The 20,334-nt window shown below is 71.2% G+C and carries 20 protein-coding genes and 1 tRNA gene; 11 read left to right on the top strand and 10 right to left on the bottom strand.

The genetic code is table 11. The features are described from left to right. Positions 1-4 precede the first annotated feature (4 nt). Together ABT171_RS00190 and ABT171_RS00185 are read right to left on the bottom strand one after the other, a co-directional pair. On the bottom strand, positions 5-661 hold the full coding sequence (locus ABT171_RS00190) for a TetR/AcrR family transcriptional regulator (protein WP_351238066.1): 657 nt from the start codon (positions 659-661) through the stop codon (positions 5-7). Positions 662-761: 100 nt separating this feature from the next. Then, entirely contained in the window at positions 762-1,700 is a 939-nt protein-coding gene (locus tag ABT171_RS00185; protein ID WP_351238064.1) for an AurF N-oxygenase family protein, read from the bottom strand. 123 nt (positions 1,701-1,823) lie between these two features. Here ABT171_RS00185 and ABT171_RS00180 point away from each other — a divergent pair, with 123 nt between their 5' ends. Further along, complete coding sequence (locus tag ABT171_RS00180) at positions 1,824-2,933, top strand: ferritin-like domain-containing protein (protein ID WP_351238062.1); 1,110 nt, start codon at positions 1,824-1,826, stop codon at positions 2,931-2,933. A gap of 85 nt (positions 2,934-3,018) precedes the next feature. Beyond that, entirely contained in the window at positions 3,019-3,879 is an 861-nt protein-coding gene (locus ABT171_RS00175; protein ID WP_351238060.1) for a hypothetical protein, read from the top strand. Between the two features lie 5 nt (positions 3,880-3,884). Here ABT171_RS00175 and ABT171_RS00170 read toward each other — a convergent pair whose 3' ends face one another. The 5 genes from ABT171_RS00170 to ABT171_RS00150 form a co-directional block, all read right to left on the bottom strand. Continuing rightward, positions 3,885-5,342: a peptidoglycan D,D-transpeptidase FtsI family protein gene (locus ABT171_RS00170; protein ID WP_351239069.1), complete on the bottom strand. Its 1,458-nt coding sequence runs from the start codon at positions 5,340-5,342 to the stop codon at positions 3,885-3,887. 35 nt (positions 5,343-5,377) lie between these two features. Further along, positions 5,378-6,739 carry an FtsW/RodA/SpoVE family cell cycle protein gene (locus tag ABT171_RS00165; protein WP_351238058.1) on the bottom strand — a complete coding sequence of 454 codons (1,362 nt, stop codon included), beginning with the start codon at positions 6,737-6,739 and terminating at the stop codon, positions 5,378-5,380. 71 nt (positions 6,740-6,810) lie between these two features. After that, positions 6,811-8,061, bottom strand: a complete 1,251-nt coding sequence (locus ABT171_RS00160; RefSeq protein ID WP_351238056.1) for an ATP-binding protein — start codon at positions 8,059-8,061, stop codon at positions 6,811-6,813. Continuing rightward, entirely contained in the window at positions 8,058-8,804 is a 747-nt protein-coding gene (locus tag ABT171_RS00155) for a hypothetical protein (RefSeq protein ID WP_351238054.1), read from the bottom strand. Before ABT171_RS00155 ends, ABT171_RS00160 begins: the two co-directional genes overlap by 4 nt. Positions 8,805-8,912: 108 nt before the next feature. Continuing rightward, entirely contained in the window at positions 8,913-9,422 is a 510-nt protein-coding gene (locus tag ABT171_RS00150) for a protein-tyrosine phosphatase family protein (protein ID WP_351238052.1), read from the bottom strand. Between the two features lie 101 nt (positions 9,423-9,523). Here ABT171_RS00150 and ABT171_RS00145 point away from each other — a divergent pair, with 101 nt between their 5' ends. Next, the gene (locus ABT171_RS00145) at positions 9,524-10,327 is read left to right on the top strand and encodes a nuclease-related domain-containing protein (RefSeq protein ID WP_351238050.1); all 804 of its coding nucleotides are present in this window, start codon (positions 9,524-9,526) and stop codon (positions 10,325-10,327) included. A 34-nt stretch (positions 10,328-10,361) separates the two neighbouring features. Here the strand turns inward: ABT171_RS00145 and ligD are convergent, their stop codons facing one another. Next, the gene (ligD, locus tag ABT171_RS00140; protein WP_351238048.1) at positions 10,362-11,249 is read right to left on the bottom strand and encodes a non-homologous end-joining DNA ligase; all 888 of its coding nucleotides are present in this window, start codon (positions 11,247-11,249) and stop codon (positions 10,362-10,364) included. 70 nt (positions 11,250-11,319) lie between these two features. On the opposite strand from ligD, the gene ku reads away from it, so the two are divergent. Further along, on the top strand, positions 11,320-12,345 hold the full coding sequence (gene ku, locus ABT171_RS00135) for a non-homologous end joining protein Ku (protein ID WP_351238046.1): 1,026 nt from the start codon (positions 11,320-11,322) through the stop codon (positions 12,343-12,345). Positions 12,346-12,499: 154 nt separating this feature from the next. After that, a complete protein-coding gene (locus ABT171_RS00130) occupies positions 12,500-13,021 on the top strand; it encodes a hypothetical protein (protein WP_351238044.1) in 522 nt (173 codons plus the stop codon). Positions 13,022-13,305: 284 nt separating this feature from the next. Here the strand turns inward: ABT171_RS00130 and ABT171_RS00125 are convergent, their stop codons facing one another. Continuing rightward, entirely contained in the window at positions 13,306-14,094 is a 789-nt protein-coding gene (locus tag ABT171_RS00125; protein WP_351238042.1) for a hypothetical protein, read from the bottom strand. Between the two features lie 161 nt (positions 14,095-14,255). On the opposite strand from ABT171_RS00125, the gene ABT171_RS41830 reads away from it, so the two are divergent. Both ABT171_RS41830 and ABT171_RS00115 read left to right on the top strand, forming a co-directional pair. Further along, positions 14,256-14,423 carry a hypothetical protein gene (locus tag ABT171_RS41830; protein WP_503072330.1) on the top strand — a complete coding sequence of 56 codons (168 nt, stop codon included), beginning with the start codon at positions 14,256-14,258 and terminating at the stop codon, positions 14,421-14,423. Positions 14,424-14,762: 339 nt separating this feature from the next. Further along, positions 14,763-15,140, top strand: coding sequence for a hypothetical protein (locus ABT171_RS00115; protein WP_351238040.1), 378 nt, complete (start codon positions 14,763-14,765; stop codon positions 15,138-15,140). A 221-nt stretch (positions 15,141-15,361) separates the two neighbouring features. Here the strand turns inward: ABT171_RS00115 and ABT171_RS00110 are convergent. Then, positions 15,362-15,433: transfer RNA gene (locus ABT171_RS00110), tRNA-Arg, on the bottom strand. 118 nt (positions 15,434-15,551) lie between these two features. Between ABT171_RS00110 and ABT171_RS00105 the strand changes: the two genes are divergently transcribed. The 4 genes from ABT171_RS00105 to ABT171_RS00090 all read left to right on the top strand — a co-directional run bounded on the left by ABT171_RS00105 (position 15,552) and on the right by ABT171_RS00090 (position 20,334). Then, complete coding sequence (locus ABT171_RS00105; RefSeq protein ID WP_503072325.1) at positions 15,552-16,157, top strand: response regulator; 606 nt, start codon at positions 15,552-15,554, stop codon at positions 16,155-16,157. Positions 16,158-16,315: 158 nt separating this feature from the next. Next, positions 16,316-17,443, top strand: coding sequence for an ArgS-related anticodon-binding protein NrtL (nrtL, locus tag ABT171_RS00100; protein ID WP_351238036.1), 1,128 nt, complete (start codon positions 16,316-16,318; stop codon positions 17,441-17,443). 54 nt (positions 17,444-17,497) lie between these two features. Continuing rightward, positions 17,498-18,889, top strand: a complete 1,392-nt coding sequence (lysA, locus tag ABT171_RS00095; protein ID WP_351238034.1) for a diaminopimelate decarboxylase — start codon at positions 17,498-17,500, stop codon at positions 18,887-18,889. Positions 18,890-19,041: 152 nt separating this feature from the next. Continuing rightward, entirely contained in the window at positions 19,042-20,334 is a 1,293-nt protein-coding gene (locus ABT171_RS00090) for a homoserine dehydrogenase (RefSeq protein ID WP_351238032.1), read from the top strand.

The raw sequence follows: 20,334 nt of genomic DNA, 5'->3' as shown, positions 1-20,334 counted from the left end.
TGCTTCAGTCTCGGTCATTCCCGGCGAGGGCGCCGACGACGGCCGCCGTCTGCGGGTCCCGGCCGGCGGTGACCGTGAGCATGGCCTGGAACTGCTCCACCAGCCAGTCGCGCAGCTCCTCGACCGGGGGCTGCTTGTCCTCGTCCAGCCAGATCAGGGAGGCCGCCTCCACGGCCGTGATCCACGTCCGGACGGTCATGCGCAGCCGGGGGCCGGGGTCGGTGACGCCGAGGTGGTCGTGGATGTGCTCGGCGGCGGCCCGGCGCACCCCGTCGACGATGGCCGTGGTCCGCGAGGTCTCCACCACGCTGCCGCCCTGCAGCAGTGCGCTGAAGCCGGTGTCGTGCTCGTCCACGAAGGCCAGATAGCGGTCCAGGGCACGGGACAGCCGGGGCAGCAGCGAGCCCTCGCGGGGCTCGTCGAAGCACAGCTGCAGCTCTTCGGCGGCCGAGCGCAGCGCGGCCTCGTACAGTTGCTGCTTGCCGCCGGGGAAGTACCGGTACACCAGGGGGCGGGAGACCCCCGCCGCCTCCGCCACGTCGTCCAGGGACACGTCCTCCGGTGCCCGGTGGGCGAACAGCGACAGCGCGGCGGCGAGCAGTTGGCTGCGCCGCTCCTCGACGCTCAGGCGGCGGTACGCCGGAGTGGTGGCGGGAGTCATGGCCAGCAGCCTAATCGCCGTCGGCACGCGGACGCGTGGGCGACCGCGGGCGCCTGGTGGCTGATGGCGCCCGCGCGGCGGAGCCGGGCGCCTCCCCCGCCTACGCCAGCAAGCCCGACGCCCTCCACAGCCGCCGCCCCACACCCCGCAGCACACCGATGTCGTCGAGGAAGTCGGTCAACCGCCTGGCACCGGTCTGCATGACCTCCCGCCGGTGCCCGCTGGCCTTCACCTGGGCCATCGCCTCCCGCTTGTCCAGTCCCACGTTCGTGTACACCTCGGGGTTCACGAAGGCCACCGAGAAGACGCGGGCGAACTCCCCGGACGTGACCCGGGTGAACTCCTGCGACCACTTCGGTGCCGTCACCATCTGGCGCCGCAGCTCCTCCCGGGCGTACCGCACGTGCCGCGCCTCCTCGACCACGTGGATGCGGGTGACCCCCCGGACCAGGGGCTGGACCCGCTCGTCCGGGAAGGTCAGCCGCTGCATCCAGTCCAGGACCTCCTCGCCGAGGAGCGTGGCGGTGAAGGAACCGGGGGTCGTGGAGATGGTCTTGAAGAGGCGGCCGAGGTTCCGGTGGGCCCGGCTCACCGGGTACCAGGGCGCGTCCCCCCGCGCGATCAGCCGCGCGAACATCTTGGAGTGCCGGCACTCGTCCTCGATCTCGGTCAGCGCGTAGCGCACGTGCGCACTCGTCGCCGCCTTGTCGTAGATGTGCCGGACCAGCAGCTGCATCAGGATGATCTCGAACCAGATGCCGAGCGAGGCCAGCGCCGCCGCCTCGTGCTGGGAGAGCAGGATGCGCTGCTCCTCGGACATCCGCCGCCACATCGGGGTGTCGTAGAGCGAGACCAGCTCCGGCGGCCAGAACCACTTGCCCTCCTCGAAGGGCGCGTCCCAGTCCAGCTCCCTGTCCGGGTCGAAGGAGTGCTTGGCGGAGGAGACCAGCAGCCGTTCGGCCACCTGCTCCCGGTCCTTGAGCAGGCCGAGCGCGTCGCGCAGGCCGTCCAGCGCGTCCGCTTCCGTCAGGGTCGTCATGGCTCCCTCACCTCGTTACCGGGGGGTACGTCGTCCGCCTCTTATGAGACTGCTTGTCAGCAAGACCGTCAATCCCTTGCGCATGACTTGTTGACTTCGCGTCTACGTGTGAGCCTGCGGGGTATGCCGACCCATGACCTGTACGCCAACGGCCCCGGAGACTCCCCCTGGCAGGTGCCCGCGACCGGCGCCGCCCGCTTCAGCTGGGAGTACGACGACGGCCGCGACCGCCTCCTCGCCCTCTACCAGAAGGGCAAGGACAAGCAGTGGGACGGGCAGCAGCGCATCGACTGGGACCTGGAGGTCGACCCGTACGACGCGCTCGGCACACCCGACGAGGCGATGTCCCTGTACGGCACCAGGTACTGGGACAAGCTCACCGAGAAGGACAAGGGCGAGCTGCGGCGGCACTACGCCTCCTGGCAGTTCAGCCAGTTCCTGCACGGCGAGCAGGGCGCGATGATCTGCGCCGCGCGGATCGTGGAGTCGGTGCCCGACCTGGACGCCAAGTTCTACTCCGCCACGCAGACGATGGACGAGGCCCGGCACGCCGAGATATACGGCCGCTTCCTGCACGAGAAGATGGGCCTGGTCTATCCGATCAACGACAACCTGCAGTCCCTCCTCGGCGACACCCTGCGCGACAGCCGCTGGGACATGCCGTACCTGGGCATGCAGGTGCTCATCGAGGGCCTGGCGCTGGCCGCCTTCGGGATGATCCGGGACACCACGAACAAGCCGCTGCCCAAGCAGATCCTGACCTACGTCATGCAGGACGAGGCCCGGCACGTGGCCTTCGGCCGGCTGGCGCTCAGGGACTACTACAAGCAGCTCACCGACGCCGAACTGCGCGAGCGCGAGGAGTTCGTGATCGAGGGCTGCTATCTGATGCGCGACCGGCTCCGGGGCGTGGAGGTCCTGGAGAACTTCGGCATCCCCAAGGCCGAGGCGGAGGCGCTGAGCGAGCGTTCCGAGTTCCTCCAGCTGTTCCGCAGGCTGCTGTTCAGCCGGATCGTGCCCTGCGTCAAGGACATCGGCCTGTGGGGCAAGCGGCTGCAGCAGGCCTACGTCGACATGGGCGTCTTCGAGATGGGCGACTCCAACCTGGACCTGCTGATGGCCCAGGACGAGGAACTGGCCGAGCAACTCGACGCGGAGCGCTTCGCGGCGGAGGAACGGGAGCGGGTGGCGGAGGTACGGGACACCATCGAGGCGGGGGCGGCGGAGGGCTGACGCGACCGGGGGTCGAGGCGGTCCGGGGCGGCGCGTGGCTGAGGTGGCCGCCGGGGCGTTCACCCCGTTGCAGTAACTTGCAGGCGTGTCCACGCCTCCGCCACCGCAGCAGCCGTACCCCAACGGCCCCCAGCAGCCGCCGTACCCGTACGGCCAGCAGCACCCGCAGGCCGGTCCGGGACCGTACGGCCTGCCCCAGCAGGCGGTCCCCGGCCCGTACGGTGCGCCGTACCCGCCGCAGCAGCCGTACCCGCCTCAGCCCTACGCCCAGCAGCCCTACCCGGCCTGGGGCGTGCCGCCCATGGCCCCGCCGCCGAAGAAGCGCCGGGTCGGGCTGGTGCTCGGCATCGTGGGCGGTGTGCTCACGGCGGTCGTCGTGGGGCTCGTACTGATCGGGGCGCTGGCCACGAGCGGCTTCCCCGAGGCGAAGAACAAGCTCACCCTGCCCAAGACGCTCCTGGACGGCAGGTTCCAGCTCTCCCAGGACCTCTCCGGCACCGAGGGCAAGAAGATCGAGGACGAGGGGGACGGCGCCTGGGACGCCAAGGACGCCCACGCTGTCGTCGGCAGCTACACCCTGAACGGCGACGCGACCCAGGGCACCCTGGCGGTGTCGGGCCTGTACGGCCGGTTCAGGAACACGGCTGAGGCCCGTCGCAACGCGCTGAAGGGTGCCTCCGAGGCGGAGGGCGTGACGGTGGCCGTGCCGCAGAAGGACTTCACCCGGGACGGCTCGCCCACGGTCAGCTGTGAAGTGCTGACACAGACGAAGTCCGGCGCCACCCTGACCTACCCCATCTGCGCCTGGAACGACGGCAACACGGGGGCCGTGGTCGGATGGGTCACCGCCAGGACGGCCAAGCAGAACGCGTCCGGCATGGACCTCGCCCTCTACGCGAAGACGACCCTCCGGATCCGCTCCGAGGCGGTCAAGCCGATCGGCTGACCGTCTCACCGGCCAAGAACGGCCCGCATCACGTCCCGTGCGATCGGCGCCGCGTCCCCGCCGCCGCTGATCTCGCCGCGGTCCGCGGAGGCGTCCTCCACCACCACCGCGACGGCCACCTGCGGCTCCACGGAGTTGTCGGCCTGCGCCCAGGAGACGAACCAGGCATACGGCACACCGGCGTTGCCGACCCCGTGCTGCGCGGTGCCGGTCTTGCCGCCCACCAGGGCACCCGGGATGGCCGCCCGGGTGCCGGTGCCCTCCTGGACGACATCGGCCATCAGCTCCTTGAGCCGCGCGGCCGTCGAGGGCTTCATCACCTGCCGCACCGGATGCGTCCCGCTCCCGGCGACCGTCTCACCGCCGCGCCGGGTCGTCCGGTCCACCAGATACGGCGACCGCAGCTGCCCGCCGCTCGCCACCGCCGACGCCACCATCGCCATCTGCAGCGGCGTGGCCCGCGTGTTGTACTGCCCGATCGAGGACAGCGCCAGCTGCGCCCGGTCCACATGCGCGTCGAAGGTGCTGGGCGCGACGGAGAAGGGGATGCGCAGCCCGGTGTCGTTGAACCCGAACGCGCCCGCCGTGCCCAGCATGCCCTTCACCCCGACGTCCACGCCGAGCTTGGCGAACACCGTGTTGCACGACCACTCGAAGGCCGACCGCAGCGAGGCGTTGCGGCAGTCGTCGGCCTCGTTGGTCAGCCGGGTCCTGGTGCCGGGCAGCCGGTAGGGGTCGGGCGAGTCGGTGCGTGCGTCCAGGTCGGTGACCACGCCCGCGTCCAGCGCCGCCGCCGCGGTGACCACCTTGAACGTCGACCCCGGCGGATAGGTCTGCCGCACCGCCCGGTTGAGCATCGGCTTCTCCGGGTCGTGGTTGAGCCGCGCCCACGCCGAGGTCACCGCCTCGCCGTTGCCGGACAGCTCCCCGGGGTCGTACGACGGACTCGTCACCAGCGCCAGGATCCGGCCCGTGGCCGGCTCGATCGCGGCCACCGCGCCCTTGCGCCCGGCGAGCCCCCGGTACGCCGCCTCCTGCGCGGCCCGGTTCAGCGTCGTGACGAGGTTCCCGGCCGCGCGGGGCCCCCGCGTCACGTCGTTCCACAGCGGCAGCGGCGACAGCATCGGATCGGTCCCGGAGAGCACCCCGTCCCCGGCGTGCTCCAGGAACGTGGTGCCGTACGACTGCGAGGAGAAGCCGGTGACCGGGGCGTACAACGGGCCGTTCCGATAGGTGCGTTCATAGCGCAGCTGCTCGCCGGTGTCCACGGATCCGGTGACCGGCTGGTCGCCGACCAGGATGTCGCCGCGCGGCTGGCCGTAACGGGCGATCTCGGCGCGGCGGTTGGCCGGGTTGCCGTCGTAGAGGGCGGACTGCACCACCTGCACCCGGGCCGCGTTGACCAGCAGGGCCGCCAGCAGCAGGGTGCAGAACGCGCAGGCGTGCCGGATGTACCGCGCCATCGGCCGTCCGCCCTCGTGGAAGCCGCCGTACTCGCTCACGGGGCCTCCCGGCCGTCGTACTGGCTGCGGGCCGAGTCGCTCACCCGGATCAGCAGCGCCACGATCGTCCAGTTGGTGACCACCGAGGAGCCCCCCTGGGCGAGGAACGGCATCGCCATACCGGTGAGCGGGATCAGCCCGGTGACCCCGCCCGCGATCACGAACACCTGCAGCGCCAGGATCGAGGCGAGCCCGACCGCGAGGAGCCGGCCGAAGGGCTCCCGCAGGGCCCGCCCCGCCCGGTAGCCGCGCTCCACCAGCAGGGCGTACAGCAGGATGATCGCCGCGAGCCCCGTGAGCCCCAGCTCCTCGCCGGCCGTGGCCAGGATGAAGTCCGACTTGGTGGCGAAGCCGATGAGGATCGAGTGGCCGAGCCCGAGCCCGGTGCCGAGGAGCCCGCCGGCGGCGAAGGCGAACAGCGACTGGGAGAGCTGGTTCGGCCCCTGCCCGGCGTCGATGGTGGCGAAGGGATGCAGCCAGTCCTCGATCCGCTGGTTCACATGCGGCTCAAGGCGTCCCACGGCGAAGGCCCCCAGCACGGCGAGCAGCAGCCCCACCGCGATCCACCCCGTCCGCCCCGTGGCGACGTACAGCAGCACCACGAACAGCCCGAAGAACAGCAGCGAGGTGCCCAGATCCCGCTCCAGGACCAGCACCCCGACGCTCAGCAGCCAGATCGTCACGATCGGCCCGAGCACCCGCCCGGTCGGGAACTGCAGCCGCCACAGCCGGCGGCCGGTGTAGGCGAGCGCGCTGCGGTTGGCGGCCAGATAGGCGGCGAAGAACACCGCGAGCAGCACCTTCGCGAACTCGCCCGGCTGGATCGAGAACCCGGCGAGCCGGATCCAGATACGGGCGCCGTTGACCGCCGGGAACAGGATCGGCAGCGCCAGCAGCCCGAGCGCGGCGGCCACGCACACATACGAGTACCGCTGGAGCGTCCGGTGGTCGCGCAGCACCAGGACGACGGCGATGAACAGTCCGATGCCGAGCGTGGACCACACCAGCTGGGCCGGAGCCGCCTGGTCGTGCGGCGTCTCCAGGTCCAGCCGGTAGATCAGGACCAGCCCGAGACCGTTCAGCAGCACCCCGATCGGCAGGAACAGCGGGTCGGCGTACGGCGCCCGGATGCGCACCGCGAGATGCGCGCACAGCGCGAGCACCGCGAGCCCGGCGCCGTAACCGGCGGCTCCGGGCGGGACGGTGCCGGTCCGCGCCAGACCCACCGCGCAGTAGCCGTACACCGACAGCAGCACCGCCAGCAGGATCAGCGACAGTTCGATGCCACGGCGCCGGGGGAGGCGTACGGCGGGCGCGGGAGTCTGCGCCGCCGCCACGGTGGTTCCGGCCTTGGTCATGCCCGGAACCTACCCAAACAGGGCGTCTTGTGTGCCGTGCCCGCCGCCGCCCGCGTGGCGTGCCCCGAGCCCTACCGCCCCTCGGCCCCGGGCAGCACCAGCGTGGCAACGGCCCCGCCGTCCACCGCGTTGGCGAAGATCAGCCGCGCTCCCAGCACCTCCGCCTGCCCCAGGGCGATGGTCAGCCCCAGCCCGTGCCCGGTGGCCCCGCCCTCCGTGCGGAACCGCTGCGGCCCATGGGCCACCAGATACTCCGGATACCCGCTGCCGTGGTCCCGTACGGTCACCATGGCACCGTTCACCGTCACCACCACCGGCGGTGCCCCGTGCTTGTGCGCGTTGGCCACCAGATTCCCCAGCACCCGCTCCAGCCGCCGCCGGTCGGTCTCCACCCGTGCGTCGGCCAGGACCCGCACTTCCGTGTCGGTGCCCGAGGCCCGCACCACCCGCCGGGCCAGCGCCCCCAGCTCCTCGGTGTCCACCTCCAGCCGCTCCCGGCCGGTGTCCAGCCGGGAGATCTCCAGCAGGTCCTCGGTGAGCGTGCGCAGCGCCGCCACCCGGTCCCGCACCAGCTCCGTCGGCCGGCCCGGCGGCAGCAGCTCCGCCGCCGCGTGCAGCCCGGTCAGCGGGGTGCGCAGCTCGTGCGCCACGTCCGCGGTGAAGCGCTGCTCGCTCAGCAGCTTGCTCTGCAGCGACGAGGCCATCGTGTCCAGGGCGGCGGCGACCGCGGCCACCTCGTCCTGCGGGCGGGACGCGTCCTTCGTACGGGGATCGTCGACGCGTGCGTCGAGGTCGCCCGCGGTGATCCGCCGGGCCACGCGAGCGGTGCCGTGCAGCCGCCGGGTCACCCGGGACACCGCGAACACGCCGACCAGCACCGTCGCCCCGATCGCGAGCACCGACGACCACAGGATCGAGTTGTCGAGCCCGGCGATGGTGCGGGCCTGCTGCGAGTAGTCGACCGCCACGGCGAGCGCCCGGTGTCCGGCGGCCGGGCCCGCCGCCCACATGGTCGGGTGCCCGTCGTACGAGGAGACCATGGTGCCGCGCTCGCCCGCCGCCGCCAGCGTCCGCAGCGCTGTCGGCAGCCCGGGTGGGTTCACCCCGGCGTTCGGCAGCAGCGCGTCCCCGGCCTCGTACGCCTGGGTGGCGTCCGCGAGCTTGGACAGGGCCAGCCTGCGGGCCTGCCCGACGGTCTGGTTGGTCACCGAGACATGCACCAGGACGCCGAGCAGCGCGGCCAGGGCGCAGCACATCACCGTGATGAACGCCGCCGCCTTCACGGCGAGCGGCCCGGCCCACCGGGGGAGCACGAGCCTCATCGCGCGCTCGCCGAGGGGGAGGCCGAGGGGGACGTGGACGGCGTGGGCGTGGCCTTCTTGGCGTGCCGGCCCCCACCGGTGCGCAGGAACTCGTCGCGGGAGAACACCATCGCGCGCTGCTCCGGATCCCACACCCAGGTGGCGCGGTACTCGTACCCGGAGATGTCACCCGGTGAGCGCTCGATCAGGGTCCGGCCGGCCAGTTCCACCCCGATGATCGCGTCGTTGTCGCTCAGCACCTTCACCAACCTGTGCTTCTCGACCGTGTAGACCCGTACGCCCGTCTGGTTGGTCGGGTAGAGCCGGAAGCCGAGTGTCATGTCGTCCCGGCCGTCACCCGTGAGGTCCCGGTAGTACGGCTTCAGCAGCGGGCAGCGGGCCCGGTCGCCGCCGGGCCGGCAGTCCTTCAGCCGGTCCACGGTCGCGTGGTACGGCCCCTTCGATCCGTAGTCCTGCGGGCGCGCCTTGATCTCGGCCTCGACCACGGCCACCGGGTCCACCGCGCGGATGTCGTCGCCGGGGACCGTGATCCCTTTGACGACCTCCCTGGTCGCCACGTCGTAGGGGTAGGCCGGGCTGGAGGCCGGGCGCAGGTCGGGCCAGAGCTTGGCCGGGCTGACGGCGGTGGGGGTCGCGCCCGCGCCCCGCAGTCCGCCGGTGTCCCCGCAGGCCGCCGCCGTCGCCGACAGCAGGGCGACGACGGCCACGGTGAGGGCGGTGCGCGCGGGACGGCGGGGGGACACGGTTCTCCTGGGGCGTCGGGGTCGGTTGGGCCCCGTCCACCTTATGTCTAGACGGAATTTATGACGTAAGTCCTTTTTGCACCCGTCGGAGTGGTGCTGGAAGAGAGGCTACTCGGCCAGTTCCTCCAGCAGTCGCACGGTCGACAGGCCCGCGCGCAGGTACTCCACGAACAGCTCGTTGTGCAGCACCCAGGCCGAGCGCCGGGCCCGGACCAGCTGGATCACCTCGTCGGGCGAGGCGTGCCGCCGCTGGAGAAGCGCGTGGGCGACGACCAGGCCCGAGCGGTTGTACCCGTGGTAACAGCGCACGAGGACGCGGCGGCCGGCGTCCAGGGCCTCGTTCGCCGCCCGGGCCAGCCGGATCACCCCGGCCAGCTGCGTCCCGTCCAGCGGGCCGTCCGGAATCGGCCACACATGGTGCTCGACCCCCGGGGCGGGGCCGTACCCCGGCAGCCGCAGCAGCGTCTGCACCACATCGAACTCGTCCCGTACGACGGCCGGCTCCGGCCGCCCCGAACGGCCCCGGAACTCGTGCCCGCCCATCCACAGGCCGGGCACGATCTCGTTCCACGGGCTGTCCGGAGCCGGTATGTCGGGCTGCCTTCCGCGGATCCGCACCGGCGCCTCCCCAACTCCCCCTCGCGGGGCCGCCCTCCACGGTAACCGGTCTTGCCCCCGCGGCACCCCGCCTGTTCCCATGGTCCGAGGGGTGATGGCGCATGAGCGCACTGCGCGTGGTGCCGGCCTATCGGCACGGACGGGAACGGCTGTACGTCTGCCGCCCGGACGGAAGCAATGTCGCCTGGTACGACCGTGAGGCGGGCCGGGTCAATCTGCTCGGCGAGGACAGCAGGGACGACGTACTCCTCGCCCTGAAACCCTTCCTGACCGGCCCGGTGACCGTAGGACCGCCCCCGGTCCCCACCCCCGCGGAACTGGCCCGGCTGACCCTGCACCCGGACGACGACCTCGCGCCCAACCGCCCCGGCGAGGCCCTCCTCGTCGCCCTCGAACGCGACCCCGGCCCCGCCCACCGGCTGCGCCCCGACCCGCGCCGCCGCGCCCTGGCCGCCGAGGAGGCCGTCGGCGCGGCCCTGGACGCCCTGGAGGGCGCCGGCTGGCACACCCTGCACTCCATGCCCCTTCCCGGCGGCGACCGCATCCACCATCTGCTGCTCGGCCCCGGCGGCCTGTTCGCCATAGGCGCCCTGTACGCCCGCAAGTCCCGGATCCAGGTCGCCGACCCCATGGTCACCGTGGGCCGCCGCGAGCCCGAGCCGCTGCTGCGCCGGCTGCGTACCCTCGCCGACCGCGCCACCTACGCCCTGACCGCCGAGGTGCGCCCGGTGCTGGCCCTGGTGGGCCCGGCCGAGCTGACGGTGACCGCACCGCCCCGGGCCGTACGCATCCTCCAGGACACGGAGCTGCCGGACCTGGCCCGGCTCGGCGGGGTCCTGAAACCGGCGGACGTGGAGGCGCTGCACGGGATGGCCAGGGACCGGAACACATGGGGGAGGGTGTAGGCCGGGCGGCGGCGGGGATCTGGGGAGGCAGGGATCAGGGGAGCGGTGTGGCCGCGTCCGGATCCAGCAGGCCGGCCATCAGATCCCCGAGGTCCTGCAGCCGCGGCGCGATGTCGCCCGCCTGCAACTCCAGCTGAGCGGGGTTCCGGCAGTCCGCGACCTCCTCCCAGGTCACCGGTGCGGACACCAGCGGGACCCGGCGGGCGCGCAGCGTGTAGGGCGTGGCCGTGGTCTTGCGGGCCGCGTTCTGGCTCCAGTCGACGAACACCTTCCCCGGCCGGAGGCTCTTCGTCATCCGGTGCACCACCAGCCGCGGCATCGCCCGCTCGGCCTCCACGGCGAGCGCCTTCGCGTACTCACTCGTCCGTTCGGACGAAACCCCGCGCACCGCCGCCAGCAGGTGCAGCCCCTTCGACCCGGCCGTCTTCGGGTACGCCTCGATACCGTCCGCCGCGAGCCGCTCGCGCAGCCACAGGGCCACCTCGCAGCAGTGGACGACGGTCGCGGGCGCGCCCGGATCGAGGTCGAAGACCAGCCGGTCGGCCTCGTCCGGGGTCTGCACCAGCCACTGGTGGGTGTGGAACTCGGTGACGAGATTCGCGGCCCAGACCAGGCTCGGCAGATCCTGCACCACCACCATCCGGGCCGGACTGTCCGCCGAGGACCGCGGCACCTCGGCGGTGGTGACCCACTCGGGCGTGCCGGGCGGAACGTTCTTCGTGAAGAAGACCTCCCCCTCCGGTCCGTCCGGGTAGCGCAGGAAGGACACGGCCCGGTCGCGCAGATGCGGCAACAGCACCTCGGCGCTGGTCGCGTAGTAGTGCACCAGCTCCGCCTTGGTGAAGCCGGTCTCCGGATACAGCACCTTCTGCAGGTTGCTGAGGGCGACCCGCCGCCCCTCCACCTCTGTGATAGGCGTCATAAGATGACAATCCCAGAAAAACGGGTGAAACCGGTGCAATCGGTACCCCGGTCAAGGAAGGGTGCGGCACGTGCGATCGATCTGGAACGGCGCCATCTCCTTCGGGCTCGTCAGCATCCCGATCAAGCTGGTGAACGCCACGGAGAGCCATTCGATCTCCTTCCGCCAGATCCACACCGAGGACAACGGCCGCATCCGCTACCGCAAGGTGTGCGAACTGGAGGAGCGGGAGGTCACCCAGTCGGAGATCGGCAAGGGGTACGAGGACGCCGACGGCACGATCATCCCGATCAGCGACGACGACCTGTCCCACCTCCCCATCCCCACGGCCCGCACGATCGAGATCGTCGCCTTCGTCCCGGCCGACCGGATCGACCCGCTCCAGATGGACGCGGCGTACTACCTCGCGGCCGGCGGAGCCCCCGCCGCCAAGCCCTACGTCCTCCTCCGCGAGGCCCTCAAACGCAGCAACAAGGTCGCCATCACGAAGTACGCGCTGCGCGGCCGCGAACGCCTCGGCATGCTGCGCGTGGTCGGCGACGCCATCGCCATGCACGGCCTGCTGTGGCCGGACGAGGTCCGCGCGCCCGAGGGCGTCGCCCCGGACACCTCCGTCACCATCCGCGACAAGGAGCTCGACCTGGCCGACGCCCTGATGGACACCCTCGGCGAGGTCGACCTGGAGGACCTGCACGACGAGTACCGGGAGGCGCTGGAGGAGGTCATCGCCGCGAAGGCCTCCGGCGAGGCCCCACCGGAGGCGCCCGAACCGGCCGCCGGGGGCAAGGTGCTGGACCTGATGGCGGCCCTGGAGAACAGCGTGCGGGCGGCCCGCGAGTCCCGCGGCGCGCCGCCCTCCCCGGCAGAAGCCGAGGTCAGACCCCTGCCCCGCCGGTCCGCACCGAAGGAGGCGGGCACCAAGAAGTCGACGTCCACGACCAGGAAGACGGCCGCCGCGAAGAAGGCGGCACCGGCGAGGAAGTCCACGTCGAAGGCGGCCGAGGGCACGAAGAAGACGGCGGCCTCGAAGACGACGAAGACGACGGCGAAGAAGACACCCCAGAAGAAGACGACGTCGCGCCGGCGCACGGCCTGAGGGGTGACTGCTGTGCGCTGCGGGCGCAGCGTTCGGCGTGGTCAGAGCCGGCCGACTCCATCGGCGGTCGCACTCGTGAGTACGCCGACCGGGTGAGGAGGACGCGACCGCAGAACGATGTGTGACAGCGCCCTCGCGCAGCAGTGTGGATCACATGATGAGAGTGAACGCGCTGCCGAACGTGCCGCGTTGGGCGCAACGTGCCGCTGTGGGCGCGGCGTTGAGCAATGTGCCCTCGGGGCTGTGGCGCCTGGCCATCGCGGTGGGCCTTCCGGTCGGGCTGGCCCAGTCCGAGTACGACCAGATGCACGCCCCTGGATGGGGATCCTTGTACCTCGTCGCGCTCAGCCTGGTCTCCGAGCTCTTGGCCCTCCTCACCCTCGGGCTCGTGCAGAGCTGGGGCGAGACCTGGCCGCGCTGGATCCCGTATCTGCGCGGGCGACGAGTCCCCGTCGCGCCGGCCACCATCCTGGCGGGCTTCGGCGCGCTGGCCACGACGGTCTACGGCGTGCTGTTCGTCTACACCTCGCTCCATGCGGAGCTGGAGGCATCCACCTGGGGCACCTGGCTGGTCAACATCGTCTACGCCCCACTGCTCCTGTGGGGCCCGCTGCTGGGCGCCGTCACGGTGCACTACTACCGTCGCCGGACCGCCTTCTCGCCCGTACCGGCGTGACTGCCCCGTACCCTGACCCGCACCGGAGCGGAGCGGCCACAAACAGGCGCAATCTGCGCTCCCGGCTGCTCGATACGGCAGTCGGGAGCGCAGAGGTTCAGCCCGAGGCCGGCGTTCCCCGTGTGAGTCCGGCGGGGTCACCAGTGATCCGCCTCGAATCCGGCCTCCACGGTGGCGTGGGACACCGCTCTCGAAGTCTGACCCGGTGCGAGTTCGAACTGGGCGAAGCCGGCCACCCCGGGAAGTACGCACAGCGGCCCTACCGTCGCGCCATCCGGCGCGGATCACATGGGTGGGAATCCGCCGAACGGATCATCGCTGGTAACTCCGCCGGGCAGCGCATCGATTGCCTTCTTGAACTCATGCCAAGCACGGTCGGCCGAGTTCCCGGAGAGCTTCTCGTACAAATCCGCCAGAGTGCCCGCGTCACCCAGTTCGACCATATCTTGGGCGATTTTTGGAAGCTTGTGGCCGTTGCTGATCAGCCACGAGATGAATGCCATGCCGCATCCGATACTGATCGGATTGGTGTCGGAGTGCTCGGTCTTGGTGACGAAGTCAGGCATGCCTGCGTCCGCCCAATCCGGAGCCGAGGCGAAATCAGCCAGCGCGTTGTTGCTGACCACGGCAGCGCACCACCGAGACAATGCCTCACCGGTGCTGAATCCGCAGAGACTTCCGTTCATTGAGCATTCGCTCAGCTCTGCCTCGAAGAGCCCCGAAACCCGGGCCGGGTTCCCGAAGGAGGCACAGACCTCGATGGCTCCGCCGGACTCGAACGTGCAGCCCAGGTGGTCTGCGCCCCCAGAGCCGTCGGTGGCGCCGTGCAGGGCGAAGACGATCACGCTCACGGGCTCCGTGGGCGTGCTGAAGATCTGGTTGTTGATGCCCACCACTCGGTCGGCATCGCTGAGGAGATCCGCTGCGTTCTGGAATCCCGGCGTTCCGAGCCTGGGATCTACGTAGACGGTTACCCATCCGCCCGGGCTCACCCCAACAAAGTGGGACTCGCCGCGGTAGGACGGCCAGGTTGGAACTTTTTTCGTGGAGTGCTTGCGGAGAGGGTGGCTCACCAGGATTCCTCCTGACTGTTGGGGTTGGCGGGTTGCACGCCTCGGAAGCCGCGACATCGGAGAGCCGGCATCGCTTCCCCGGCACTGTCAGGTTCACTTGGTCTTTGCCTCTGGGCATCTCCAGTGGCCCATCTGGGGGGCATATGCCAAAACGCCCGCATGTGTGCAGGGTTGCTTGCATCGCCCTCGGTCTGGCCCTGATCGTCGAGGTCGAGCACGGGAAGCCGGCGCCCTACGCCCGCAAGAGCCGGGCAGAGGCCAAGCGGGTCGCCCGAGTGCTTGAGCGCTATTGCGACTTCCCGGTACCGGTGGAGCCGTCACCGAGCTGAAGGTGGCTGCTACGCAGCTCGATGTCCGCGTGTACCAGGAGCGTCAGGTGTCGGCCCTCGGTCCGCTCTCAGGCGTTCTCACGGCCGACCGGGTGGAGCAGGTGTACGGCGTCGCTCGCCATCGCCAGGCTTGGCGTCGGGCCTGAGCCGGTGCTCCTCAGCGAGCTGCCGGCCTCCCCTGCGGGGCCTGTGGTGGTCTTCAGGGGTGTGACCGTCGTCGGGGCGGGTGCCCTGTCAGTGCCGTCTCTTACGCTCCGCTCTTGAACAGGCAGTTCGAGTGGAGAGGGGACTCGGATGGGTGGCAACGCATGGACTCATACGGGTCCGTATCAGCGTGATTTGGCGGCCGCGTTCCGGCAGGAGCAGGAAGACGAGCTGGCGCGGGACAACCACGGCTTCGAGGGGCGGTCCGTCGAGGAACTGTGGCATGACCCGGAGTGGCAGGAGTACATCTTCACCGGCGGCACGGGCTCCGTGTTGGACTTCCCTCTCATGATCGAGGCCGCGGACACCGATGACGGTCCGTTCATGCGGCCACTGACCGATGACGAGGTGCGCGCGTGGGCTCCTCACGGCCGGCCCACCTACGAGGAGTGGGACGCCGCGCTCGACTCCGAGCGGTTGGACTTCCCAGGCCGCGCCCAGGGGAACTGCACAGTGCTCTACCGCGACGGTAAGCCCGCGCAGATCGCCTACTGGGGGGTCACCGCCGACTAGGGGAGTCGGTACCGCCTTGCGCTGTGGCCCCACACCTGTCCCGGGTCCGGGGCCACATCGTTTTGCGGGCTCACCTGGGAGAAGGCTCCAAGATCCCGTCCACGCCTCGTCCACAGGCCCCGGCATACGCCCGCTTCGGGCGGCACACGCCTGCACATACGCCAAGACCCCGGCCTCAGCGTTTCCGCTGGTGACGGGGTCTTTGGGCACCTAATCCACGGTGCCCCCGGCAGGATTCGAACCTGCGCACACGGCTCCGGAGGCCGTTGCTCTATCCCCTGAGCTACGGGGGCGTGTCGGTTGTGGAGCTGTTCGCTCGCGGCGACGGGTAGAACACTAGCAGGTCCGGCGGGGTGATCAGGAATCCGTTTCCCGGGGTGGGGCGGGGCGGGTCACCTGTAGGGGGCGGAAGTGGGGAAAACCCGGACGCGGTGGCCGGTCCGGACCTACTCTCGACTTGTGCCAGGCGCCTCGGGTCGGGTGCTTGTTGTGGACGACAACAAGGTCATCCGACAGCTGATCAGGGTCAACCTCGAACTGGAAGGGATCGAGGTCGTGACCGCGGCCGATGGTGCCGAGTGTCTGGATGTGGTGCACCAGGTGCGGCCGGATGTCGTGACGCTCGACGTCGTCATGCCCCGGCTGGACGGACTGCGCACCGCCGCCCGGCTCCGTGCCGATCCCCGTACCCACCATCTGCCCCTCGCCATCATCAGCGCGTGCACGCGGTACGAGGTCGACACCGGCCTCGACGTCGGCGTGGACGCCTTCCTCGCCAAGCCCTTCGAGCCCGCCGAACTCGTACGGCTCGTCAAGCAGCTCATCGAGCGCGGGAGCGGGGGAGACGGGCGCGGAGGAGGCGGCGGTCACCGGGGTGGGGGCGGTGACGGGAACAGCGACGGGGACGGGGACGGGGCCGGCGAAGGGGGCGGAGACGGCGGTTTGGCCAAGGGCGTCTCCGGCGGGGTCGCCGATGGTGTGCCGGGTGGGATCTCGTACGGCGGCTACGGCGGCTAGGGCTGTGGGGTGGCTCGGCCTGAGCGGCTCACCGGCGTCGCCTGCCCGCGCGTGCCGCATGTGCCCGGTGCGGTCCGGCGGGGGGCTGCCGTCCGTCGGCCGTCCCACAGTGAGAACCGCCTCGCCCACCCACCCCCTCCCTCCCCTAGGCTTGTCCCGTGACCCCCGTCGAGCTGTCCCGCACCGTGCTGCGCGCGGTGCGTTGTGCTGTCGACGACGGGGAGCTGAGTGTGCCCGTGCCCGAGCGTGTCGTGGTGACCGAGCCGGGGCCCGGAGGGTGCGGGGACTTCGCCACCAACGTCGCACTGCAGCTCGCCCGGCCGGCCGGGCAGCCGCCGCTGCGGGTCGCCGAGATCCTGCGGCCCCGGCTCGCCGGCGCCGACGGTATCCGGGACGTCGTCGTCAGCGGGCCCGGCTTTCTCAACATCAGCCTCGACGCGCAGGCCGACCCCGTCACCGGGCTCGTCCGGGAGATCCGGGCCCGTGGTGCCGCGTACGGGCACGGTGACGCCCTCGCCGGGCAGGTCGTCGCACTGCGGGTGCCGTACGAGGTACGGGCCGAGGTCGTCGCCGACGCGGTCGTACGGATCGTCCGTACGCAGGGCGGGCGGGCCACCGTCGAGCATGGGGAGCCCGTCAGTCTGCGGCCCGTGCCGGCTCCGGAGGACCCCGCTCCGCTCGGCGCCGACGCCGCCCGGTGGGCGCTGCTCCATCCGGCGCCGCACGACCGGCCGCGGATCACCGCCGACCATCTCGTCCAGCGGGAGAGCAATCCGCTGTTCCGGGTGCGGTACGCCCACGCCCGTATCCGGTCCCTCACCCGCAACGCCGCCCGCCTGGGCTTCACCGCCGAACCCGGTCCCGTGGGGGGCAGCGAGGACACGGGTCCCGGTCTCGTGGGGGACAGGGGGCTCCGTCCGGTGGGCGCCTCCCATCCTGGTGGCGCCGGTGCGCCGGCCCCCGACGCCGCCCCCGGCACCCGGGGCCTCTTCACCTCCGGCATCCGGGGTCCTGCCGCCCCCGACGCCCGCCGCCTCCTCACCCCCCTCGCCGACCATCCCCGCATCCTCACCGCGGCCGCCACCCACCGTGCCCCGGACCGGCTTGCCCGGCATCTCGTCACCCTTGCCGATGCCGCGCTGCCCTTCCTGTCCTCCGTGCTTCCCCGCGGCGAGGAGAAACCCTCGGCCGCCCACCGTGCCCGGCTCGCCCTCGCCGAAGCCGCCGGGACGGTGCTGGCCGGTGGCCTGTCCCTGCTCGGCATCGACGCACCCGAATACCTCTGAGGGCCCCAGAGCAGATGCGCCCCGGAGAGAGACAGAGAGTCTGAGAGCCACGCCATGAGCCGTTCCGCCCACCCCGCCGGACCCCGGCACGCCGACGTCCTGCCCGAGGGGCACTACTCCGCGCCGCCCGCCGACCTCAACGCCCTCGACCAGAAGGTCTGGGCCCAGACCGTCGCGCGCGACGCCGACGGGGTCGTCACCGTCGGCGGCGTCGACGTCACCCGGCTCGCCGAGCTGTACGGCACGCCCGCCTACATCCTCGACGAGGCCGATTTCCGGGCACGCGCGCGTGCGTGGCGTACCGCCTTCGGGGGCGACGCCGATGTGTTCTACGCCGGGAAGGCGTTCCTGTCCCGTGCCGTCGTGCGGTGGCTGCACGAGGAGGGGCTCAACCTCGATGTGTGCTCCGGCGGGGAGCTGGCCACCGCCCTGTCCGCCGGTATGCCCGCCGAGCGGATCGCCTTCCACGGCAACAACAAGTCCCCCGAGGAGATCCGCCGCGCCATAGAGGCCGGTGTCGGGCGGATCGTGCTCGACTCCTTCCAGGAGATCGTGCGGGTCGCCCACATCGCCCAGGCCCTGGGCAAGCGGCAGAAGGTCCAGATCCGGATCACCGTGGGCGTCGAGGCGCACACGCACGAGTTCATCGCCACCGCCCACGAGGACCAGAAGTTCGGGATTCCGCTGGCCGGCGGGCAGGCCGCCGAGGCCGTGCGGCGGGCGCTGCAGCTCGACGGGCTGGAACTGATCGGGATCCACAGCCACATCGGGTCGCAGATCTTCGACATGTCCGGGTTCGAGGTCGCCGCGCACCGGGTCGTCGGGCTGCTCAAGGACATCCGGGACGAGCACGGGGTCGAGCTGCCCGAGATCGATCTCGGCGGCGGGCTCGGGATCGCCTACACCAGTGACGACGATCCGCGTGAACCGCATGAGATCGCCAAGGCGCTGACGGAGATCGTCAACCGCGAGTGTGACGCCGCCAGGCTGCGGACGCCCCGCATCTCCGTCGAGCCCGGGCGCGCCATCGTCGGTCCGACCGCCTTCACGCTCTACGAGGTCGGCACCGTCAAGCCGCTGGACGGGCTGCGGACGTATGTGTCGGTCGACGGCGGTATGTCCGACAACATCCGGACCGCGCTGTACGACGCCGAGTACAGCGTCGCCCTCGTCTCGCGCCGCAGCGACGCCGAGCCGATGCGCGCGCGCGTCGTCGGCAAGCACTGCGAGAGCGGGGACATCGTGGTCAAGGACGCGTTCCTGCCCGCCGACCTGGCGCCGGGCGACCTGATCGCCGTACCGGCCACGGGCGCGTACTGCAGGTCCATGGCCAGCAACTACAACCATGTGCCCCGGCCGCCCGTCGTCGCCGTGAAGGACGGCGAGGCCCGGGTGATCGTCAGGCGTGAGACGGAGGAGGACCTCCTGCGTCTCGACGTCGGGTGACCGGACACCAGGAAGCCCGGGCGTGGAAGATCTGCGGTCTTCCACCCCCGTACAAATGAAATACATGTCTCACGATCCGGACGAAGGGTAGAAACGCCCGTCCGGTGAGTGAGACTGGACCAACCGTAGACGGTATGAGGAAACGAGGTCGGATGATGCGTACGCGTCCGCTGAAGGTGGCGCTGCTGGGCTGTGGAGTGGTCGGCTCAGAGGTGGCGCGCATCATGACGACGCACGCCGACGACCTCGCCGCCAGGATCGGCGCCCCGGTCGAGCTGGCCGGGGTCGCCGTACGGCGGCCCTCCAGGGTCCGTGAGGGCATCCCGGCGGAACTCGTCACCACCGACGCCACCGCTCTCGTCAAACGCGGCGACATCGACGTGGTGGTCGAGGTCATCGGCGGGATCGAGCCCGCCCGGACCCTCATCACCACCGCCTTCGAGCACGGCGCCTCCGTCGTCTCGGCCAACAAGGCCCTGCTCGCCCAGGACGGCGCCGCCCTGCACGCCGCGGCGGAGGAGCACGGCAAGGACCTCTACTACGAGGCCGCCGTCGCCGGTGCGATCCCGCTGATCCGCCCGCTGCGCGAGTCCCTCGCCGGGGACAAGGTCAACCGGGTGCTGGGGATCGTCAACGGCACCACCAACTTCATCCTCGACAAGATGGACTCCACGGGCGCCGGGTACCAGGAGGCGCTCGACGAGGCCACCGCGCTCGGGTACGCGGAAGCCGACCCGACCGCCGACGTCGAAGGGTTCGACGCCGCCGCCAAGGCCGCCATCCTCGCCGGCATCGCCTTCCACACGCGCGTGCGCCTCGACGACGTGTACCGCGAGGGCATGACCGAGGTCACCGCCGCCGACTTCCGCTCGGCGAAGGAGATGGGCTGCACCATCAAGCTGCTCGCCATCTGCGAGCGCTCGAAGGACGGTGCGTCGGTCACCGCGCGTGTGCACCCCGCCATGATTCCGCTGACCCACCCGCTCGCCTCCGTGCGCGGCGCGTACAACGCCGTCTTCGTGGAGAGCGATGCCGCCGGGCAGCTCATGTTCTACGGCCCCGGCGCGGGCGGTTCGCCGACCGCCTCCGCCGTGCTCGGCGACCTCGTCGCCGTCTGTCGCAACCGGCTCAACGGCGCAACGGGGCCCGGTGAGTCGGCGTATGCCGCCCTGACCGTCTCGCCCATGGGCGAGGTCGTCACGCGCTACCACATCAGCCTCGACGTCGCGGACAAACCGGGTGTTCTCGCCCAGGTCGCGACCGTGTTCGCCGAGCACGGGGTGTCCATCGATACGGTGCGCCAGCAGGGCAAGGACGGCGAGGCCTCCCTCGTCGTCGTCACCCACCGCGCGTCCGACGCCGCCCTCACCGGGACCGTCGAGGCGCTGCGCAAGCTCGACACCGTGCGGGGTGTCGCCAGCATCATGCGGGTTGAAGGAGAGTAA

It is taken from the genome of Streptomyces sp. NPDC001851 (assembly GCF_040297165.1).
Lineage (GTDB): Bacteria > Actinomycetota > Actinomycetes > Streptomycetales > Streptomycetaceae > Streptomyces.
The sequence above is the reverse complement of the archived record's forward strand: the minus strand, read 5'-3'. Positions and strand labels throughout refer to the sequence as shown.